Origin of the sequence: Agarivorans sp. JK6, from assembly GCF_045277145.1 — a bacterium.
Classification (GTDB): domain Bacteria; phylum Pseudomonadota; class Gammaproteobacteria; order Enterobacterales; family Celerinatantimonadaceae; genus Agarivorans; species Agarivorans albus.
This window is the reverse complement of the sequence record NZ_CP113525.1, coordinates 4,381,511-4,400,296: the sequence shown is the minus strand read 5'-3', so window position 1 is coordinate 4,400,296 and position 18,786 is coordinate 4,381,511. Positions and strand designations below refer to the sequence as shown.

Annotated in this window: 19 protein-coding genes; 11 read left to right on the top strand and 8 right to left on the bottom strand. The window is 45.3% G+C overall.

The window, feature by feature from the left end:
* Positions 1-65: 65 nt before the first annotated feature.
* Entirely contained in the window at positions 66-1,259 is a 1,194-nt protein-coding gene (locus OV592_RS20230) for a potassium/proton antiporter (RefSeq protein ID WP_338622501.1), read from the top strand.
* Between the two features lie 27 nt (positions 1,260-1,286).
* Here the strand turns inward: OV592_RS20230 and OV592_RS20225 are convergent, their stop codons facing one another.
* Positions 1,287-2,225, bottom strand: a complete 939-nt coding sequence (locus tag OV592_RS20225; protein WP_406609810.1) for a LysR family transcriptional regulator — start codon at positions 2,223-2,225, stop codon at positions 1,287-1,289.
* 94 nt (positions 2,226-2,319) lie between these two features.
* Here OV592_RS20225 and OV592_RS20220 point away from each other — a divergent pair, with 94 nt between their 5' ends.
* The 5 genes from OV592_RS20220 to OV592_RS20200 all read left to right on the top strand — a co-directional run bounded on the left by OV592_RS20220 (position 2,320) and on the right by OV592_RS20200 (position 7,447).
* Entirely contained in the window at positions 2,320-3,489 is a 1,170-nt protein-coding gene (locus tag OV592_RS20220) for a multidrug effflux MFS transporter (RefSeq protein ID WP_406609809.1), read from the top strand.
* A 219-nt stretch (positions 3,490-3,708) separates the two neighbouring features.
* A complete protein-coding gene (locus tag OV592_RS20215) occupies positions 3,709-4,677 on the top strand; it encodes an ABC transporter substrate-binding protein (RefSeq protein ID WP_406609808.1) in 969 nt (322 codons plus the stop codon).
* 6 nt (positions 4,678-4,683) lie between these two features.
* Positions 4,684-6,507: a sensor domain-containing diguanylate cyclase gene (locus OV592_RS20210; RefSeq protein WP_016403146.1), complete on the top strand. Its 1,824-nt coding sequence runs from the start codon at positions 4,684-4,686 to the stop codon at positions 6,505-6,507.
* A gap of 179 nt (positions 6,508-6,686) precedes the next feature.
* Positions 6,687-6,833 carry a hypothetical protein gene (locus OV592_RS20205; RefSeq protein WP_016403147.1) on the top strand — a complete coding sequence of 49 codons (147 nt, stop codon included), beginning with the start codon at positions 6,687-6,689 and terminating at the stop codon, positions 6,831-6,833.
* Between the two features lie 104 nt (positions 6,834-6,937).
* On the top strand, positions 6,938-7,447 hold the full coding sequence (locus OV592_RS20200; RefSeq protein WP_338622497.1) for a hypothetical protein: 510 nt from the start codon (positions 6,938-6,940) through the stop codon (positions 7,445-7,447).
* 29 nt (positions 7,448-7,476) lie between these two features.
* Here OV592_RS20200 and OV592_RS20195 read toward each other — a convergent pair whose 3' ends face one another.
* The 6 genes from OV592_RS20195 to OV592_RS20170 are packed head-to-tail and all read right to left on the bottom strand — an operon-like array spanning position 7,477 to position 12,497.
* Positions 7,477-7,869 carry a hypothetical protein gene (locus OV592_RS20195; protein WP_406609807.1) on the bottom strand — a complete coding sequence of 131 codons (393 nt, stop codon included), beginning with the start codon at positions 7,867-7,869 and terminating at the stop codon, positions 7,477-7,479.
* Positions 7,862-8,296: a YHS domain-containing (seleno)protein gene (locus OV592_RS20190; RefSeq protein ID WP_406609806.1), complete on the bottom strand. Its 435-nt coding sequence runs from the start codon at positions 8,294-8,296 to the stop codon at positions 7,862-7,864. The genes OV592_RS20195 and OV592_RS20190 overlap by 8 nt, the downstream gene beginning before the upstream one ends.
* On the bottom strand, positions 8,293-9,081 hold the full coding sequence (locus OV592_RS20185) for an NRDE family protein (protein ID WP_406609805.1): 789 nt from the start codon (positions 9,079-9,081) through the stop codon (positions 8,293-8,295). The genes OV592_RS20190 and OV592_RS20185 overlap by 4 nt, the downstream gene beginning before the upstream one ends.
* A complete protein-coding gene (locus tag OV592_RS20180) occupies positions 9,082-9,594 on the bottom strand; it encodes a DinB family protein (protein ID WP_406609804.1) in 513 nt (170 codons plus the stop codon). It abuts the gene before it with no gap.
* Positions 9,578-11,359 (bottom strand): lysophospholipid acyltransferase family protein, encoded by a 1,782-nt coding sequence (locus OV592_RS20175; protein WP_406609803.1) that lies wholly within the window; start codon positions 11,357-11,359, stop codon positions 9,578-9,580. The genes OV592_RS20180 and OV592_RS20175 overlap by 17 nt, the downstream gene beginning before the upstream one ends.
* A 10-nt stretch (positions 11,360-11,369) precedes the next feature.
* A complete protein-coding gene (locus OV592_RS20170; RefSeq protein ID WP_406609802.1) occupies positions 11,370-12,497 on the bottom strand; it encodes a D-alanine--D-alanine ligase in 1,128 nt (375 codons plus the stop codon).
* Positions 12,498-12,681: 184 nt separating this feature from the next.
* On the opposite strand from OV592_RS20170, the gene OV592_RS20165 reads away from it, so the two are divergent.
* From OV592_RS20165 to OV592_RS20145, 5 genes are all read left to right on the top strand, one after another.
* Positions 12,682-14,109, top strand: coding sequence for an ATP-binding cassette domain-containing protein (locus OV592_RS20165; protein ID WP_406609801.1), 1,428 nt, complete (start codon positions 12,682-12,684; stop codon positions 14,107-14,109).
* A 48-nt stretch (positions 14,110-14,157) separates the two neighbouring features.
* Positions 14,158-14,529, top strand: a complete 372-nt coding sequence (locus tag OV592_RS20160) for a DUF805 domain-containing protein (RefSeq protein WP_406609800.1) — start codon at positions 14,158-14,160, stop codon at positions 14,527-14,529.
* Between the two features lie 27 nt (positions 14,530-14,556).
* On the top strand, positions 14,557-15,360 hold the full coding sequence (locus tag OV592_RS20155) for a CLCA_X family protein (RefSeq protein ID WP_406609799.1): 804 nt from the start codon (positions 14,557-14,559) through the stop codon (positions 15,358-15,360).
* 157 nt (positions 15,361-15,517) lie between these two features.
* Complete coding sequence (locus tag OV592_RS20150; protein ID WP_406609798.1) at positions 15,518-16,558, top strand: extracellular solute-binding protein; 1,041 nt, start codon at positions 15,518-15,520, stop codon at positions 16,556-16,558.
* Positions 16,555-18,285: a diguanylate cyclase domain-containing protein gene (locus OV592_RS20145; RefSeq protein WP_406609797.1), complete on the top strand. Its 1,731-nt coding sequence runs from the start codon at positions 16,555-16,557 to the stop codon at positions 18,283-18,285. The genes OV592_RS20150 and OV592_RS20145 overlap by 4 nt, the downstream gene beginning before the upstream one ends.
* On the opposite strand, the gene OV592_RS20140 is transcribed toward OV592_RS20145, so the two are convergent.
* Complete coding sequence (locus OV592_RS20140) at positions 18,282-18,743, bottom strand: hypothetical protein (protein ID WP_406609796.1); 462 nt, start codon at positions 18,741-18,743, stop codon at positions 18,282-18,284. The genes OV592_RS20145 and OV592_RS20140 overlap by 4 nt on opposite strands.
* Positions 18,744-18,786 lie beyond the last annotated feature (43 nt).

Here is an 18,786-nt window from a genome sequence, read left to right as displayed (position 1 = left end):
GACTCTTTTCAACAATAATTCATGGTCTTAGCTATGATAAAATAGGCAAAAAATTAGGAGACGCTATGCCCTATCAGTGGATTTTACTTGGCCTTGCTAGTCTTATAGCTATTGGCATCTTATTACATCACCCTTCACGCACCTTAGGTATTCCTTCGCTGCTGATTTTTATGGGGGTGGGTTTATCCATTGGTAATGGCGAATTCAATTTTGTTTACGATAATCTGGCGGTTACTTCGCTGGTGGGGTCTTTTGCTTTAAACATCATCGTATTTGTGGGCGGTATTAATACGCCTTTGCAAAGTATTAAGGTTGCTTATAAAGAAGGTGGGGTATTGTCTTCACTGGGGGTGGTGTTCACCTCGTTTATTTTTGCTGCCATTTTTTACCTAATATTTGATTATGACTTTGTCTATTGCTTGCTGTTTGCTGCAGTGGTGTCGTCCACCGATGCTGCAGCGGTGTTCTCAATTTTAGAATCGAAAAAGCTCAAACTAAAAGAAAGTACCGATACAGTGTTGGAGTTTGAATCAGCCACTAATGACCCGGTGGCGCTAATTATGGTGGTGATACTTACCGCTTTGTCTTTGTCACCTGACAGCGGCGTATCGGCTATGGAGATTAGCCAAACTTTGGCGATTCAAATCATTGGTGGATTGGCGATTGGCTTTATTGTGGGCAAGGTATGTGTGCTGGCGCTAAGTAAAATTAGCCTGCAAGAATATGGCTTAATTCCAGTGTTTGTATTGGCCTGTTTTATCTTAGCCACTTATGGCAGTGAGTTAGCTGGCGGTAACGTGCTAATAGCCTGTTATGTAAGCGGTGTGGTAATTGGTAATGGCTTGAAGCGCGGTAAAGAAGTGAATAAGCACTTTTTTAATAGCTTGTCGTGGTTAGCCCAAGCAGTGATGTTTATTATTCTAGGGCTGCAAATCTTCCCGCAGCAATTGCTAGATGTATTGTGGGTGGCCATCGTCCCAAGCGCTATTTTGATGCTGGTGGCCCGCCCTCTTGCAGTGCAACTTTGTTATCTGCCATTTCGCCAAGCTACTTGGAAGAAGCGTTTGTTTATTTCATCCATTGGTTTAAAAGGGGCTACTCCGATTGTATTTGCATTGATTCCCGCAGCGGCCGGTGTGGAAGGCGCTTTAGAGATGATGCACATGGTGTTTTTTGTGGTGCTTTATTCGGTGTTTATTCAAGGTGCGGCTATCGAACCGCTGGCGAAAAAACTTCAACTCAATCAAGGCGAATCATAGGCAAACCTAAGCGAATACTCGCTGGAACTAGGGCTTGGTGTTATGACAATGCTCGATAATCAGCTCTCGTAGCCAGCTGTGTGCAGGGTCGTTATCTAGGTGTTGTGGCCAAGCGAGTAAGTAGCTAAACGGGGCCATGTAAATCGGCAAAGGTAGCAACTCTAGTTGGTGAGTTTTTATCACTTGCTGGGCGAAGCTGCGGGTGCAGGTAAACACTAAGTCGCTAGATTGACAGAGCAAGGCTGCGGCAAAAAAATCGGCGGTAAGGGTGCTGTTTTCAATATGCAGTCCTTGCTCTGCAAGCACCGAGTGCAATAACCAACGATCGCCAACTTCACACTCACAGGTTAGGTGAGCTTGCTGCATGTAGCAGTCTAAATCCCATTGTTGGCTTAACACTGGGTGGTCTTTTCTCACTAAACAAACATGGTCGTCTCTAAATAACTCAAAGCTACGAATTTGAGCGGGCACTTGCTTAACTTGAAAGTGACTCGGCGCGCGTTCGTCGTTATCGCGAGCCACAATAGCTAAATCAAATTCCCCTTTTTGCAGACCTTCTATGCTGCCTGGTTCTAGGCGGTGAGTATCCAGCTTTAGGCCGGGTGCTTGTTGCATCAGTTTGCCAAAAAAACGCGGCAATAAGGTAGCAAAGCAGGTTTCATTAAGGCAGCAGCGAAAGTTACGTTGGCTAATCGCTGGCTCAAAGCCTTCTGCTTCAATCATTTCATTAGCGCTTTGCAGCCACTGCCGCAATTTAGGTTCTAAGCTGCGCACCCTTGGGGTTGGGCTCAAGCCATTGGCATGGCGAATAAATAAAGGATCGTTTAGCTGCTGACGCAATTTGGCCAATTGCTTACTCACTGCCGATTGGGTGAGGAATAGCTTATCTGCTGCTTTGGATACACTGCGTTCTTCAAGCAAGGTGAGTAAAACTCGCAGTAGATTAAGATCGTATTGCTGAGACATGATATTCCTATAAGGACTATGAGTGAATCTAAACTATCATTATGATTCATAAAGCGCAGGACTTACAATGCCCACCTTGTTTTTGGAGCATGCTATGTCGAAGCCTTTACCCCTATTCATGTTAATGGTGCTGTTCTCACCTTTAGCGATTGATATCTTTTTACCCGCTATTCCACAAATGGCGCAAGCCTTTGATGTGCCTGTGGCGTGGATTGCTCAAACTATTCCGGTGTTTTTGTTTTCCTTTGGTATTGGCCAGTTGTTAGTGGGCCCATTGGCCGACCGCTATGGCCGTAGGCCAGTGGCTTTGGTAGGTGCGCTGTTATATTTGGCAAGCTCTGCCTTGGCGGCGATAGCTAGTAGTTATGAACTGTTAATGCTCGCGCGCTTAGCTCAAGGCATTGCGGCCAGCTGTTTGTCGGTGGCGGCGTTTGCCGGGGTGCGTGATGTATTTGGTGCCGAGCGCTCAAAAAATATATTTAGCTATTTAAACGGTGTGATTTGCATTGTTCCCGCATTGGCACCCTTGTTAGGTGGCGTGCTCACCCATTGGTGGTCATGGGCAGCAAACTTTTGGTTTATGGTGGCATTTGCGTTGGTGGTATTTTTGGCGCTGCTATTTGGTTTAAAAGAAACTAAACCTCAAGCTAACGTGTTTACCGGGCGCTTATATTCTTTTAGTCGTTACTATTCGGTTATTACTGTAGCCAGCTTTCGTTTTTATTCCTTGTTGGTAATGTTGGGGATGGCGATGATTATTGGCTATGTTTCGCAGTCTGCTGGCCGCTTAATGGTGGATATGCAGCTATCTAGTGCTGATTATGCCTTGTGGTTTGGCTGCAACGCTGCCATTAACATTGTGGCTGCATTTTTGGCTCCTCAAGTAATTAAGCAGATCGGGCAAACAGCAGGCTTATGGCTTGGCGCAAGTTTAATGGCAGGCGCGGCCATTGCCTTAGTACTAGGCCAGCAAGTATTGCATCCGCTGGCGTTTATGGCTCCGGTATTTGTTTCTAGCATTGGTTTTTGTCTGTTAATTGCAGTGGGAACTGGCAGCGCTTTAGCGCCTTTTGGTGACAAAGCGGGCACTGCTTCTGCTTTATTGGGCTTTGTACAAATGACCGGTTCTGCAAGTTTAGTGGGCATCTTAGGTGTAAGTGGTTTAGCCAATACCGAGCAACTGGCCTTGTTAATGGCGCTGCCATTTGCGGCCATGACGCTAGCCATTTGCAAAGGTGGCTTACGGTTTGAAACCAGTAATTAGCTAGTTGAATTAGCTGTAGTATTTATGAAAAAAGCGCCTAGTTGGCGCTTTTTTAGTTTTATTTTCACTTAAGCGGCTTTTTTAGCTAACTAGACGCGCTAAATCTGGCGGGTGGTTTATAGTTTTAAGTAAGTGAAATTAAGTCGCGTTGGTAGTTATCACGTGAAGATCCTACTACTTCTGTTGTTTATTTGCCCTTTAGCTTGGGGAAAAGCGTCGGTGGTTTTTATAAACCCCGGTAAAGCTGAAGAAAGCTTTTGGCAAGATGTAGATATGTTTGCTAATGCTGCCGCTAAGCGTTTAGCGCTTGATTACCGTACTTTTCATGGAGAGCGTAATCATTACTCAATGATTAAGCACATCGAATGGATGATCAACAATCAGAAGCTGCCCGATTACCTCATGCTGGTGAACGAGAAGCAAGCCTTGCCTCGTATGCTTAGCCTGCTAGAAGGACAATCGGTTTACGTATTGGTGTTGCTTAATGATGTGAGTGTTGAACAGCAACAGCTTCGTAATAATAACCCCCATTGGCAAAACTACTTGCTGTCTTGCATCGTGCCTAACAACTTGTGGGCGGGTTACCAAACGGCCCAATCCATGTATTTAAATGCCGAACAAGTGACTGGTGAAGCGGTAATTATCTCGGGAGATAAAACCACTCCTGCCTCAGTAGAGCGCACAGCCGGCGCTGTCGATTTTTTTCAACACCAAGCCGGTATTGACTTAAAACAGGTTATTTATGGCCATTGGGATGAGCAGCGCAGCTACCAACAAACCAAAGTTTTGCTGAAACGTTACCCCGATTTGAAATACCTGTGGACAGCTAACGATCACATGGCTTTTGGCAGTATTAAAGCGATTAAAGAGTTAGGAAAGCAACCAGGTAGGGATGTGATTGTTGGCACCGTAAATACCTCACAACAAGCCTTGTTGTTGCGTGAGCAAGGTGAAATTAGCGCCTTAGCAGGTGGCCATTTTACCGCCGCGGGTTGGGGACTAAGTTTGATTCATCGACATGTTCAAGGACAAGCACTGCCAAGTAAGGTGAATGCCCCTTTGTTTGTAATGTTGCAGCCAGGGACAGAGGCCTTTGAAAAAGTAAAACAGAAAAAATGGGATGCCGTAATGTTTGAGAACATGCTGCTAGAAGCCGGCAATCCGCTTAGTTTTCAGTTTGCTCAGTAGGTTGTTATGAAAGGGGCTTTTAAACTTCGCACTCCTATTGCAAAACGATTAGTTATTTTAATCGTAAGCGCCAGCACCTTGTTTGCTTTGTTATCAGTGGCCGTGCAACTGGCGTTTAATTTTTCTGGTGCAGTTAAAAATGCTGAGCAGTGGGTTGATGAATATAACCAAGCAAACTTGAGCGCGATTGAGCGAGCAGTATGGGAAATTGATTACCAACTGCTGGATGATTTGCTGCAAGGTTTTGTGCAGCAGCAATATGTGTCGTCGGTAAATTTCTCAACCGATGAAGGCATGGCTTCGGGTGTTGGTGAAGCTGATTTAAGCCAGAAATTTTATGTTTATTCACTCGACCACCAAGGTACTGCGCTGGGCAAGCTTACGGTTGGCCTAGACTTATCCTTGATCAAGCAAGATATAAAAGCCCAAGCCTTGGTTATATTGCTAACTAATGGCTTAAAAACCTTTTTAATGAGTTTGATTATTTTACTGCTTGTTGGGCGGATTGTGACTGGCGACTTACGGCGTTTAGCCGAGGCTGCCGATCAGATATTTACCGAAGAACAACAGATTGTTCAGTTACCCAGTAAGCTACTAAAACGTAATGATGAAATTGGCCTAGTGGCCAGCTCTATGCAACAGCTACAGCAACGTTTGCAACGCGGCTTAGATGCCCGTTTAGAAGCCGAGCAACAGTTGCACCAGCACCGGCAGGTGTTAGAAGAAACCGTTGAACAACGTACCTCGGTGCTTAATTGGCAAACCGAAGCTAATCAATTGCTATCCGAGATCTCCCTGTCTTTTTTAAATCAAACATCCAGCAATTCAAAGGCATTGTTACAGCGAGCCACCTCAGCCATAGGCAGTTTGTTTCCGATAGAGCGGGTGGTGGTATTGGAGTTTGAGCGCCAGCAAGCGATTTATCGCGATGTATGGAGTGTGCCGGGGCATTTAGCGCCTATCGAGCCGGTGGACTTAAGCCAACTTAGTGAGCTAAAGCGGCGTTTGGTGAGTGTAGCGCCAATAGTAGTGAGTGATGTGGAGAAGCTTAAACGGCATGCTCCCGCCGAATATCAGCTACTCAAGCAATACGGGATAAAGTCCTTTGTAGGTATTCCCTTAAGTGACGGTAATAAGGCCTTTGGTTTACTTAATTGTGTGAGCTTGAGTTATTGCGCGATTTGGGACGATTACCAAGTAGTATTGTTAAGTCAATTTGCCGCTGCCATTAGTGGTCTGTTAATTAACGAAAAAAACGATCAGGCGATGAACCGTCTGCAAAATGAGTTACTTCAGGTGAATGAGCGCTTGCAGGTATTAGCCGAAACCGACGAGTTAACCGGTTTGGTTAACCGTAGGCCGTTTAAGCGAGAATTAAACCGTGCTGTAACCAGTGCCAGAAGGCACAAAACCCAGTTGGCAGTGCTAATGGCCGACATCGATTATTTTAAAGCTTATAACGACCACTACGGACATGTGCAAGGTGACGAAGCTTTAAAGCTGGTGGCTAAAGCCCTAACAGAAGTGGTAAAGCGAAGTGAAGATTGTGTTGCACGTGTCGGCGGTGAAGAGTTTGCCATTTTAGTCTCTGATGCTAATCAACAAGATCTGCCCAAAATGGCTGAGCAGGTGGTTAAAGAAGTTGCCAAACTACAAATTGAACATGCGGATTCGCAAGTAAGCGCGGTATTAACAATTAGCGTAGGTGGCATTTTGATTGAGCCTGATGATGTTATTGACCCAACCAAGTTGTTAGAACTTGCCGATAGCTGTTTGTATAAGGCAAAACATCAGGGGCGTAATCAAGCAGTATTAGATCTGGATGTTTAAGTACTGCGTTAGTTAAAAAATATAAGCTTTTCTGGCAGTTACCGAGCCCTGGTTTGTTCCTAATCAAAGTTACAGAGGATCTTAATTTATCCCAACAAAGCGGTGAAGTGGGTCGCATTTATTGGTGGTTGTTTTCTCCACAATGGTGATTGTACTGACCGCTTGCAGGGAGAAATACCATGAACCAAGGCATACTCAACGTTCTGGCTTTAAGCATTGTTCTCACTAAGTATTTAGGTATTGTTGTATTAGCTGGCATGGCGCTATGCTCTACCGCGCTTGCTGCAGAGTTGCTGCTGGTATTCGCAGCTGAGGTCACAGAATAGCCAGATAATTTGCGCCAGCTTCATTCTTAATTGTTCATTTGTCAGTAAGTCGGTAATTATGTTTTATAATATAAACATGGCTAACAAGGATTGAGGACTTGAACATGAGCCATACAAGAATGCTTAAACTGGCGATAAGTGCCTATGTTGCTTGTGCTTTATTGGCATTTTTGGCGACCGCCTTTAGTGGCGGCTTTTCTGATAATCATATCATCCAGCGAGTGTGGATCTTTCCTTTACGGTTTGAGTTTGCCTTAGTGCTGCTGTTTCTTAGCTTGCTGGCTAGTTATTCCTTGCTGCACGACAGTTTACATGGCCGCTTGTTACTTACCGGGATTGCAGTCGTGCATATCCTAAATATGATCTTTGCAACCAGCTTGGTGGAGTCTTCGATAGCGGCTTTGTTTAGCGCGGCCAGTATGATGAGCCTAGGTTTACTGGTCTATGTTGCTTGGACCAATCCACAAAACACTAAAGTGAAGCGCTTGCAGCAATATCAAATACAACGACGTCGCGCCAAAGAAGAGCAAGATAAGATTGATTATGCTTATTTAAGCGCTGTGCAGCCTACCAATGAGCAGCATGCTGAGCACTTAGGCAAAGAGAGCCATTAGCCCTGAAACTACAAGAGAAAGTTGTTTGGTTAAGCAGGCTCTTGTAGTTGTTGGCAATAGCTCCAAAGGTAGAGGCTACCAATAGCGAGGCCAGGCAGAATGGCTTCTAATAAATCGGGTGTTTGCTGCCAAGTATGTAGCAAGACAGGAATCGCCAGCATCACTAACCAAGATACCGACATCGCCGACCAACGCACTCCTTGGCTATAGCCCCAATAAGTCAGCATTGATTTAGCAATAAAGCTAATTAACCAGGTTGATACAAAAGCATAACTGCCCTGAACCAAGCCTGCTTTTAAAGCAACTTGGTTACCGTGTTCGCTATTCACAAAGGCAGCCCAGGCGCCATACACCAAGGCTGCCAGTAAGGCGATTTGCCAAGGACTAAGCCGGTTAACTAGCTTACGGTAGTTATTAATCATTAAGCACTGCTGGCCAGTTTTTGTCGGCACTAACAATGAAATCATCGCGATTAGCCGTCCATTTTTGCTGCACGCTGGCGTTATAATTTAAATAAAGCTTGCCATCTAGCACGGTGAACTGCTCTGGTTCAATGCTGGCTGTTTTGCCTTTGGCTACCGCATAGGCGCAGTACCCACCGTATTGTGGCGCATACTTTTCTGGCTCGGCTTTAAACATAGCCAGGTTTTCTGCACTGCTAAAGCGCCACGTAGCGCCTTGCCATTCATATTCAAAACTCTCTTTGCCTTCTACTGGTTTGTTTTCAGTAAAATAAGCCACACTATCGTAACCTTTGATGGCGAGGTTATTAAACCAAGAGGTGTAGATAGGATCTGCAGCAAAGCTGTATCCGGAGACAAACAGTAAGGCGAGTATTAGCTTTTTCATAGTGTTACCTCGTCGATTAAATCAGTACGGATGATGGAAAGTTGGCGTTGTTGTTTCTCTAGTAAGCCGGCGTCTAAGGGCTGATTAGCTTGGCTAAGTTGCTGTCGCCACGCTTGTAGGCTAGCTTCTGGATAGTAATCAAATTCGCTATCTTGGGCACTTAGGCGTACTTGGCAAATGCTTTTGCTGTGTGCTTCATCTCTGTCCATAAGTACCGAATGGCTGCGGTTCTCTTGGCATTGCTGTAGGTGAATATCGCTAAGCACTTGTTCGGCAGAACTAGGTTTATGTTCTAGCCATTGTTGGAAGCGGCGTTTCCGGCTAGCCAATACTTGTTGGGTATTTAAGGCTGATGAACTGAGCTGAATGGCCTTGTCGCTAAGATGATGATGGCTAAGCTGTTTACCACTCCAAGAAAAGTGCTGGCAATCATTGGCTGATATCATTAATAGATCAAAAGGGTTGAAGTGCTGGTAATCGTGCGTAGCTAAATGTTGTTCAAGGTGTTGGCTGCTGCCTAACGCCAAGGCTTGGGGAATAATTTGTCCACGAGTGGGCGCACCTGCATGTTGTGGATCTTGGTAACGATTTAATAGCGCTAATACAACCCCATGATTGTTAAAGCCAAACCAGGTACCTCCAGCTTGCCCATCAACGGGGTAAACCAATACCGTATCACCCTTATGCTGTTGCTTTATGCCTGCTTCATGGCGATGACGGGCTTCATCGCGGTTCATGGTAATTACGGTTTGCTGGCCAAGGCGCAATACACTAACAGTACACATTTAGTTGCCTTGTTGGCGCAGGTAACTCGCAGTACTAGGTGCGATGCCCATGTTATTGTCTATCGATAAGCCCAGCTCTTTTGCCACTAATTTGGCATAAGCAACATGGTGCACGGTATGGTTAATTAAGTAGCATAATTCGCGGCTTAAACTGCTATCAAACTGCATGCTCTGTTGCTGCTTTAACGAAATCTCTGACTCCACCTTAATCGGGCGTTCATCAATGCTGGATTGCGGATGCAAAAACCAGTTACACAGCTGATCGATTAGTTGTAAGGCTAGGCTTGGGTCGTTTTCTATATCGCTATCACGGTGGCGTGAGTTGTAATCAATACTGCCTTTATCCAAACCATGTTGTAGTGCTAAGAAGTGATCTAGAATGTGTCGTACATGACGACCAATGCCAGATTCACTGTGAACAGAGGGCTGGTTGTAGAGTGCTCCATCACTCGCTTCTACTAATTGTTGCACTTGCTGAAGTGCTTCTACGGTAGCGTCACGCAGCTGCTTCATTGTTTCTCCATTTATTTAAAAAGCGTTCACTACCAGTTTGACCGAGGTAACGACGTAAATATTTCTCAGGGGTTTTTCTTAAATCAACAATAATTAGTCCATCTAGCGACTGGTTGAAGCTGTTGTTCACCGAAAAACAGACAAAGCGGCCATTTAGCGCTAGGTAATGACGCAGCAAAATGGGGATCGATTTACCCGGTTCGCATTGACCCACCAGTTTATTAAGAATGGCAATGTTGCTAAGCGACGCGAGTACCTTGCTCGACCATACTTTGCCTTTCACCTTTAAAGGCACAATAGGCTTAACATCGTTTAGGTAGCGCTGCTCAGCACGAAAAGCCGAAATCATCGAATCTGAGATAAACGCTTGAGCCAGCTCGGAATGCTCTTGGGAAATACTCACACAACCAAATAAGGTGTGATACTGCGGGTTTTCTGCCACGTAGTGACCAATGCCTTGCCACAGTAAATCGAGCGCTCGAGGATGGCGCTGGTATTTAGGTACCACAAAGGAACGACCCATTTCTAAACAGTCGCCCATGCGTTTTAAATAGGCTTGGTCGAAATCGTATAGTGAGCGGCTATACAGAGCATTGATGCCGTGTTGCTCAACAATTTCGTTGGCATGACCAAGGCGGTAACCTCCCACCAAACAATGGGCATCGTTATCCCATACAAACAAGTGTAAATAGTGAGGGTCAAACTGGTCGCTGTCTAAGTGTTTGCCAGTACCCTCTCCGGCAGCTCTAAAGGTGACTTCGCGGGCCAAGGCTATCTCATCCATAATCGGCCCTAAGCGTGGGTAGGGGGCGCAATACACACTAAAGTTACGATGGCTGACTAATATGCAGTCTTCTAAAGTATCTAACTGCTTACGTAGTTCTTGGCGGCCATTAGGCAAACATTCAACTAAGTGCAGCGGCGGGTGCTTAGGCGCAGCTTTAGTTTTTTTATTGTTAGGTAAACTCAGTAAATCAGTCGCTACCCGCAAGTAATCGGTAACGGCTTGTTCATCACTTAAATCTTGATAATCTTTAGGTGCAATAATTTCGCCAATTTGCATGGTAAATTCACGACCACGTTTGTTTATTAGCTCTCTTGGCAGAAGGGCAGTACGTAGGCGGCGATGCAATAAACCGGCGAGATAAAACAACTTGGAATTACGCCCAGTAACAAAACAAGGTAATACGTGAGCCTTATAACGTTTGGCTAAACGTCCAACCAAATTGTTCCATTGGCGATCTTCTATTTGACCCGTTTCAGTATTGATGGCTGACACCATGCCAGCGGGGTAAATCATTAATGCTCCGCCCTTAGACAAGTGCTGGCAAGACATGCGAATGCCGCGGGCATTTTTCTTGGTGGCTTGCTCTGAGAGCACGTCTACGCCAATAAACAGATCTTGAAACTCTTGTATATTGGCTAACAGTTCATTTGTGAGCACTTTTAAATCGGGGCGCACTTGTAGCAATAATTCGCTCATTGCTACGCCTTCTAAGCCGCCCAAAGGATGGTTAGCCACAATCAGTAGCGGACCTTCTTGCGGCACATTTTTAAGTGCTTCTGGATTGTTGGCGAGTAACGAGAAATCTAAGCGCTGCATGGTATGGCGCAAAAACTTTTGTGCTGTTTGGCTGTTATCTACAAAGTTGGGGGCAGCATCGTAGTGCTTGGCCAAAGTGCTTAAGCCCAAGATCTTTTCTATCACTCTCGCGAACCACTGTGGGCGCATACTCAGCCTAAATGGATTATTTTTTTCCTGCATGGATTACTCCTTAATCCGTTTCTGGATAACAAGCAGTGAGTTCACGCTCATGTTTCCAGCGTACTAGCAGCTCTTTAAATTTAGGTGGTCGATAACCACGTTTGCGATTGGCAGCACCTAGCTCAAATAAGGTTTTGTATTGAAATAATAACGAGCGCATTGCTTCGCGAAAGGGAGTTTTACGATCCCAAATATGCAGCGATTCAGAGCTAGCGCTATTAATTTCGACAATCTCCAGATTGGTTCCTTGTTGTAAGTGGGTGATGTCGGCGAATTTAATGTCCATTCGTCCGTAATAGAACTCGGGCAAATCGGCCATCATTTGGTTAATCGCTTGGTTTAATTCTGGAGTGATTAAATCATTGGCATCGCGAAAAATAGCGCCGCGACAATGACTGGCCGAAAACACCAATTTATAGGGTTGGCCTTCATCGATAATGCTATCTAGTTTGTCGTGATGACGACTTAAATACAGGTGTTGCAGTTCGCTAGCGCGAGGGTCAGCTTGAATCAGCTGCTTTAAGGTGGATTGGCCATCACCCACTACATAAGGCGTGTACTTTAATGCTAAAGAAATAATCTCACCTTGTGGCTGGTCGGGGTGGCGTACAAAGAACACGCCTGCCTCGGCTTCGTAACTGGCCAGTTTTTGAATCAACATGGCTGCATTGAGTGGATAGTTCTCTAGGCAATCTTGCAGCTCTTGGCGGTTATGCAGCAACTTTACTCCCGCACCACGGCAGCCAATATCGGGCTTGCCTACAATTGGAAACTCGAGGCCGCGTTGTTGCATTTGCTCTAATAAGTCTTCGACTTGACGCGCCAATGGTGCGCCGGTGCGATTGACTTTCATCCAGGCAAGGACAGCATCGTCGCATGACCCGGTAGCTTGAGCCAGCAGTTCGCTTTTGCCTACACCGACCATGCCGGCTAAAGGGAGTTTAGGGTTTGCCAATAGCGGTAAAGTGAACGAGCGATGGCGAATGCCTAAGGCTATCCATTGAAATACCACTGGAATATACACTGCCCAAGTTGGCCAAAATTCAAAGAAAGAAGTGGTTTTTCCGTTCATATCTAGGGCCGGCATACCGGGGGATACGTAAGGCGAAGAGGGCTTGGTATTTGTTTGTTCAGTCACAGTGACGGCACTTCCTTTTGCTTTTTATCTGTACTAACAGACCTGTGTATTGCGATAAATAATTCAATCTCCGTTAGATTTAGTCTAGTTCAGCAAATTGATTAACCCAATACAGTGTATTAATGCTCCAGTCTAAGCGAGAATAGTTACCAATAAATGTAAGACTTTCGGATGGTTGCGCTGAATGATTATTGAAGAGTTACACCTACTGGCTGGTCAGCATCAGTTAGCGATAAAACGCTGGGAGTTAAAAGCTGGCGAGCACTGGGCGATCTTTGGCCATAGTGGTAGCGGTAAATCTTTGTTGGGCGCTTGGTTGGTGGGAGACTTAGCAGCCGAGCGGGCCACGTTAAGCCAACAACCACAGCGCATTGCTTTAGTTTCTTTAGAGCAGCAACAGGCTTTGCTTGAGCGCGAACTCGCAGACGATGACAGTGAGTTCACCGATAAAATAGATAGTGGGCACACGGTACTTGAGTTGCTTGAAGCTGGCTGTTCCGAGCCGCGTTTACTTGAGCGAGTGAGCCAACAGTGTGATTTAACACATTTACTTAAGCGCGGTTTTCGTTTGTTATCAACTGGCGAAACGCGTCGCTTGATGCTGGCTTTAGCACTGATAAAGCAACCACAATTGTTGATTTTAGATGAACCCTTTGCCGGCTTAGATCTCCGCCACCAACGGCAATTACTCGCCCTGCTTGAACAATTAGCGAAAGAGTGTCAGCTATTGATTATTAGCTCACGTGACGATGAGTTGCCAGCTTCAATTAGTCACGTAGCGGTGCTTGACGAACAAGGACTAAGCCAGCAACTCACCATTGAGCAATGGTTACAGCATCCCGAGCGCCAGCAAATGGAACAGCAAGCTGAGCAGCAATCTCAGGCGATTGTGCAGGCTCTGCGTGAGTTTCAACAAGCCGAGCCAATTTCGCCACTGTTCTCTATCACCCAAGGCTCGGTGAGTTATGCCGGTGAAACATTGTTTAGTGGCTTAAATTGGCAAATACACTACGGCGAGCACTGGCAAGTTCGTGGCCCCAATGGTTGTGGAAAAAGCACCTTGTTGAATCTAATTTTTGGTGACCACCCACAGTGTTACAGTAATCAAATAGAGGTTATGGGATTTCGCCGTGGCAGCGGTGAAAGTATCTGGCAAGTTAAGCAGCATATTGGCATGGTCTCGGCGGCCTTACATTTACAATATCGGGTCAACTGTAGTGCCCTTGAGGTGGTGTTGTCGGGTCTGTTCGACTCTATTGGTGTTTATCAACAAGCCAGTGAGCTTGAGCTTGAACAAGCACGTTTATGGTTACAACTATTTGGTCTGGCTAACTTAGAAAAACACTACTTTAAAAGTTTGTCTTATGGGCAACAGCGTTTGTTGATTATTGCTCGCGCCTTGGTGAAAGGGCCGCAACTATTATTGTTGGACGAGCCCTGCCAAGGCTTAGATTTTTTACAGCGTAATACGGTGTTAAAAGCCTTAGAGTTAGTGGCTAAACACAATCTTAGTCAGCTAGTGTATGTTACTCACCATCAAGATGATGCCTTGCCTAGCATTATGCACTTTATCGATTTTGCCGATGGCGCGGTGCATCTAAGTACGCTTTGAGCGTGGCACTATGCTGCAAATTAATCTCTAGTCCACAGGAGTAATAAGATGAGTTGGTATATAGCGGTTCTTAAAAACTACTTGGTGTTTAATGGGCGCGCTCGACGCAAAGAATATTGGATGTTTGTGCTTATCAACAGCATCATCGGAGTGATATTAAGTTTTATTGACCAAGTAACCGGAACCGTTAATCTTGAATCTGGTTTGGGGGTATTGGGCAGTATTTATACTTTGGCGGTATTGCTACCTTCTCTGGCAGTGGCTGTGCGCAGACTGCATGATACTGGGCGCAGCGGCTGGTGGCTGTTTTTATTATTCCTGCCAATTATTGGTGTATTAGTGCTGTTATTTTTCTTCTTGTCTGACAGCGACAGTAAAGCCAATGCTTACGGGGAAAACCCTAAAGCTCAAGCTGTTTAGCGTTTACTATGTGGTGTTGGCCAATAAATGCATGCAAATGAAACCACAGGTGTAGGGCTAAATCGCCAATACTATCGGCGTGGTCCAGATTATCGCCATGGTGATAGCGTGGACTTCGCCGACATTAAGCAAACTTTTGGCTTTGCTGGTTTAGCGATTGGCGCTTGGGTTAATAAACAAGAGAAACAACGCGCCGCAGAGCTAATTTTTGATGCTTTAGCCGATCTGGCGTTTTTGCTTAGTCTACCTCCAGTCGCTTTAGGTTTAAGAGGTAGCTTAAGTTTGGCTTTTGGCACTGGTGGGCAAGCTAATGTACAAGCTCACTATGCGCCAGCAAGTCAAACCCTCGCGCTTGCTAAAAACGCCGGCGCTGGGGCATTAGCTCATGAATGGTGGCACGCATTTGATCACTATATGGCTGGAAAGCTGTTTTGCCAGCCAACCGGGCGCAACGAGTTTGCCTCTACGCGTTGGTTAGCCGATGAGAAACAATATCCCCATCCCTTAAATCAGCTGCTTGATCAGGTGTTTGCTGCAGTGTTTTTAAGTGAGCAAGGGCAAAACCTACACCCCTATGTAAGCCGGTCAGTCGTTTTAGATAAACAGTTAGGGCAACGTTATTTTAGTTTACCTACAGAAATGATGGCGCGGGCGTTTGAAGCATGGATTCAAAGTCGTAACGATATCAAAAACAGCTATTTAGTTAGTGGCACCAAACAAACAGAATTAGCCAAACAGGGAGCCTATCCCGATGATCAGCATTTGTCGCAAATTGGTAGTTGTATTTTGCCGTACTTTGAAACATTAGGTCGAGCACTCGAGTCTAAATAGCAGGATCTAATGACCACCGCTTGATTTGTTTCATCTATGTGTGATGGTGCATAAGTTTTCTATTCACAAATAAAACAAGGATCGTATACTTATTGGTCTTGTTAATAAGTTATCTGGATGGTTAACAAGGTATACCTAGGGCATTAGGGAACAAGGAATGTTGCGACTTCTATCTATCGTTTTATTGGTTTTTACTGGGTTTAACTGCGCTTCTGCTGCTGAGCCGGTGGATTTACGTGTTTTGGCTTGGCCGGGTTATGCCGATGCAGATATGGTGGCGGCATTTGAAAAGCGTTATAAGGTTAAAGTTAAAGTTAGCTACATAACCAATGATGATGAAATGTGGCTGAGAATGGGCCATAAAAATGGCGAAAACTATGATGTTTTTGCGGTAAATACTGCCGAGTTACAGCGTTACATTGATGCCAAATTGGCTACCCCGTTAAATCCACAAGCCATTGGCAACATGGCCAAACAACTGCCTCGTTTTACGTCCTTACAGGATATCCCTGGGGTTACCCGAGATGAGCAGGTATACGCAATCCCCTATACCTATTCTGAAATGGGGTTGATCTACAATAAAAATTATTTTGAACAGCCGCCTACTAGCTGGAATGTATTGTGGGATCCTCAGTATCAGGGGAAGATTCTTGCTTACAACGGCAGTGCCCATAACTACACATTGGCGGGCATGGTTCTAGGTGTAGAGAATCCTTTTCAGCAAACAAATCAGCAGCTTAAACTAAGCACCGAGCAGCTGTTGGCTTTAAGGCGCAATGTATTAACTTTTTATAGCTCTCCAGAAGAAGCTTCTGAGTTTTATAATCAAGAGTCGGTAGCGTTAGTTTTTGCTAACTATGGAGCTCAGCAGCTCAAACAGTTGCAAGATGCCGGCGCAGACATTGGATATGTTATCCCGCAAGAAGGTGCCTTGGCTTGGTTAGATTGCTGGGCCATGTCGAGTGGGGTGAAAAACCAAGACTTAGCCCATAAGTGGATTGATTTCACCTTAGAGCCTTGGGTTAGCCAGTTGTTAACCGAACGCCAAGGCTTAGCGAATACCATTGTGCAAGACACTCGCTCGCTACCTGAAGATAAGATCATTTGGCTCGAAGAAGTAGAAGACCATCAACGCCGCAGTGAATTTTGGGAAAATATTCTTAGCGGCAAAACCTTGCAGATGATGAGCCTGCCATGATCAACTCCATTTCTCTTCGTTTTGGTCTTTGGTTTGCCGGCTTTGGCATTTTGGCGTCGGTGGTTACCGCCGCGGTTAGTTATCATGAAAGCCGCGGGTTGTTAGCCGAAAGTGCCGAGCGAGAGTTAGCCACAACCACTCAAATTCTTACCCGAGAATTTAGCAGTAGCATTGATGAAATTACCAAAGATGTATTGTTTTTAAGTTCTATTCCGCAAACGGCCGGTTACTTCGAGGCTGACAATAAGCTGGTACTTTCAGAGCAGCTAAAAGATATTTTTAAGCAAAAGTTAAGTTTAAATCCTTCTTATTTCCAAGTGCGTTTTATTGGTGCTGACAATTTTGGCCGAGAGTTGATTCGAGTCGATAGACTAAGCGATGGCTTGATAGCTATTCCCGCTGCAAGCTTGGAAGAAAAAGCGCATTATCCTTATGTTTTTCGTACCTTACGTTTGAATGCCGGCGAGAGCTATTTGTCTGATGTGGATATTCACAATGAAAAAGGTGTAGAGCTGGGCCAGCATCAACCTACCTTAAAAATTGCTTCGCCAGTATATGTTGAGGGTAAAGCCCGTGGTTTGGTGGTGGTGAATGTGGGTTTGGAAAGTCTGTTTAGCCAAATGCAGGCCGATTTGCCCGAAGGCGTGGCGATTTATTTAGCTAACCAAAAAGGTGACTATTTAGTTAATCCTAATCCTGATAAACAGTTTGGTTTTCATTTTGGCCATCGCTATTTAATGCAACGTGACTTCCCTCAGATGGAAGTGCTGTTTAATGATCTGCAGCCAAGAACCTTTGTGCTAGACCCCTCCGCGGTCTACAAATATGAGCGAGCGGTGTCTTTCACTCCCTTGTTTTATGGACCTAAATCTAGCCCTAAAATGGCGGTGCTTGGTTTAGCAAGCCCTCTGCCTAGTCTCAGCCATATTATGGACTCGTTAGCGGGCTCGATGATTAAGGTTTGTTTAGCGCTGAGTTTAGTTGGGCTACTTACTTCCTTGCTGTTTGCTAAGGTTTTGTCCCAGCCTATTCGCAATATGATGATAGCGGTAAACTCTTTTTCTAAAGGTAAATTGCCTGGTGCCCAGCTTTTACCCAGTGAGCGTAAAGATGAGATCGGTTTATTGGCCAATACCTTTAAAGCCATGTCGCGGCAAATTAATAAGCAAATTGTTGAGCTTAAAGACAACGAGATTAACCTGCGCCATATGGCCAGCCACGATAGCTTAACGGGTTTGCCTAATCGCAGTTTGTTTTTGGAGCAGCTACGAGGCTCGATTCACCGCGCTCAAACCGAACAAAATAGCCTAGCGGTGGTGTTTATCGATTTGGATAACTTTAAGCAGGTTAACGACAATTTAGGCCATGAAGCCGGCGACCTCTTGTTAAAGCAGGTTGCAACAGTATTGCGAGACTCAATCCGTTCTGGCGATTCGGTGGCACGCTTTGCAGGTGATGAATTTATGCTGGCTCTAGAGTCAATTTCTGAGCCTGAAGAAGCCAATGATGTGGTGAATACTGTGCTGCGTCGTTTAGCCCAGGAAGTAAGCTTAGGGTTGCATATTCAGCCCGTTTACGCCAGCGTAGGGATTAGCATGTATCCTGCGGATGGCAATGACCCAGAACTATTGGTGCGAAATGCTGATGCGGCGATGTATCAAGCTAAGTCTAAAGGGCGCAACCAATTTAGCTATTACGCCTTAGATGTACCTTCGGCAATAGGCTAAGCCACCTTATCAAAATGACGCTGAATCATACTGGGTTTATTGTCTGTTAGCTCGAAGCTTTTGGCGGCCTTAAAGCCTTGTTGGCTTAGCCATTGAGTCGCGCTAGATACTTCAAGAAATACCTGTTTAGTATAGTGTTGTTCAGCAGGTAGCATCCGCTGGAGTTGGTATTGTTTGAGTGGTGAAAAACTAAATACTTGCGCCACGTGGCTCATTCCCGTTTGAATGCACCATTGCTGCAGTTCACTGATTGCCAGCTCTGCTTCTGGCACTGCTAATTCCCATTGTTCTAACAATACTAAATGTGCCCATGGCGCCGCTAGTGATTGCCCAATACGTTTAAAGTCCTCAGCAAAGTGTTCACTGATAGCTTGATTCCACGCGCCTTGAGCGCTGGCTATTAGCAAGTTGTCGAGTAGGTAAAGCTGATAGTCGCCGTGAAGTGGTTCGGTGCTCATAGAGATTTTGGCTAGTTAATAATGTTTAAGTTTAGCCAAGATT